The 2,105-nt window shown below is 44.3% G+C and carries 2 protein-coding genes; both read left to right on the forward strand.

Annotation, left to right across the window (positions count from 1 at the left end; all coding sequences use genetic code 11):
* Nucleotides 1-92 precede the first annotated feature (92 nt).
* On the forward strand, nt 93-1,295 hold the full coding sequence (gene istA, locus VU18_RS16870; protein WP_014195836.1) for an IS21-like element IS5376 family transposase: 1,203 nt from the start codon (nt 93-95) through the stop codon (nt 1,293-1,295).
* Nucleotides 1,292-2,047 carry an IS21-like element IS5376 family helper ATPase IstB gene (gene istB / locus VU18_RS16875; RefSeq protein WP_014195837.1) on the forward strand — a complete coding sequence of 252 codons (756 nt, stop codon included), beginning with the start codon at nt 1,292-1,294 and terminating at the stop codon, nt 2,045-2,047. The genes istA and istB overlap by 4 nt, the downstream gene beginning before the upstream one ends.
* Nucleotides 2,048-2,105: the final 58 nt, after the last annotated feature.

Below are 2,105 nucleotides of genomic sequence, written 5' to 3' on the forward strand. Positions count from 1 at the left end.
TGTTAAAGCCGATGATAAAATCCCCAATATAGCCGGAATAAAATTCCCCACTTACAATAGAACCATAGTGTCAACGAGAGGAGCTATGGTTCATGATTACGAGAGGGGAATTTTTTATGATCAAAGAGATGTATGAAAGGGGAATGAGTATTTCCGATATTGCGAGGGAATTGGGGATCGATCGGAAAACCGTCCGAAAATATATTCACTCCCCCAATCCTCCTTCCAAATCCAAGCGAAAACAAAGAAAAAGCAAGTTAGATCCATTTAAGCCGTATCTTCAAAAACGAATGTTAGAAGATGGGGTGTTTAATAGCGAAAAGTTGTTTTTTGAAATTCGACAACAGGGCTATACGGGAGGAAAGACGATTTTAAAAGACTATATGAAACCTTTCCGAGAGACGGCGAAAAAGAAATACACCGTTCGTTATGAAACGCTTCCTGGCGAACAAATGCAAGTCGATTGGAAAGAAGTTGGGGAGGTCGTGATCGAAGGGAAAAAAGTCAAGTTATCGCTATTTGTGGCCACGTTAGGCTATTCGCGGATGAAATACGCGGTATTTACGACCAGCCAGGATCAGGAACACTTAATGGAATGCCTGATTCAGAGCTTCAAGTACTTTGGCGGGGTTCCGAAGAAGGTGTTATTTGACAATATGAAGACCGTTACAGACGGGCGAGAACAAGGAGTGGTGAAATGGAATCAACGATTTTCCGAATTTGCGAGTTACTATGGATTTATTCCAAAAGTATGCCGGCCTTACCGGGCCCAGACAAAGGGAAAAGTCGAACGAGCCATTCAGTATATCATGGATCACTTCTATGTGGGGACAGCGTTTGAAAGCATCGAGGAATTAAATTTCCTTCTCCATCGTTGGCTCGATCAAGTGGCGAATCGGAAGCCAAACGCCACTACCGGTATTTCTCCGCAAGAGCGTTGGGCCGAGGAGTCACTCAAGCCTCTTCCGTTGAAAGATTACGATACGAGCTATCTTTCCTATCGGAAGGTGCATTGGGATGGCAGTTTCTCTTACAAAGGGGAACAATGGCTCTTATCGTCGGAGTATGCGGGCAAAGAAATTCTGGTGAAGGAGCGATTAAATGGAGATATTCGATTGTACTTTCGAGGGGAGGAGATTTCTCACGTGGACCAACAGAAAAAAGTGATTTCATTCGCCGAAAAAATAAAAAAGAAACAGACGGAAATGGCCGCCACCATTTCGCCTGTTTCGGTGGAAGTGGATACTCGTCCATTGTCCGTTTATGACGCATTCCTGCGAGGGGAAAGCTCATGAAAGAACGAATACACGAGTATTGCCACCGACTCCATTTGCCTGTCATGGCGGAACGATGGTCCGCCATGGCAGAATACGCAGCTACTCATAATATACCATATTCGGAGTTTTTATTCCGCTTATTAGAGGCAGAAATCGTCGAAAAACAGGAACGATCGATCCAAACGCTCATCAAGCTGTCCAAACTGCCATATCGCAAGACGATCGATACGTTTGATTTTAACGCACTTCCTTCCGTGGATGAGCGTCGGATTCGAGAGCTGCTTACCTTATCGTTTATTGATCGAAAGGAGAATATTCTTTTTCTCGGTCCGCCGGGGATTGGAAAGACGCATCTGGCTATTTCGATTGGAATGGAGGCGATCGCAAGAGGGTATAAAACGTATTTTATTACCGCCCATGATTTGGTCACTCAGTTAAGAAAAGCCGACCAGGAAGGAAAGCTGGAAAAAAAGCTTCGCATGTTTGTGAAGCCAACCATTCTCATTATTGATGAAATGGGGTACTTAAAATTGGACCCGAACAGCGCTCATTACTTATTTCAGGTCATCGCCCGTCGGTATGAACATGCCCCGATTATCCTCACTTCCAACAAAAGCTTTGGGGAATGGGGAGAAATCGTGGGAGATTCGGTTCTTGCGACAGCGATGTTAGATCGATTACTGCATCATTCTATTATTTTCAACCTAAAGGGGGAAAGCTATCGATTGCGGGAAAAAAGGCTCCAACAAGAAAAACAGAAGGATCAATGAGGTCCTTCTGGGGAATTTTAAACCGGCGATTTTGGGGAAAAAATAATCGGCCTTGACA

This window comes from Geobacillus sp. ZGt-1, from assembly GCF_001026865.1.
GTDB lineage: Bacteria > Bacillota > Bacilli > Bacillales > Anoxybacillaceae > Geobacillus > Geobacillus thermoleovorans.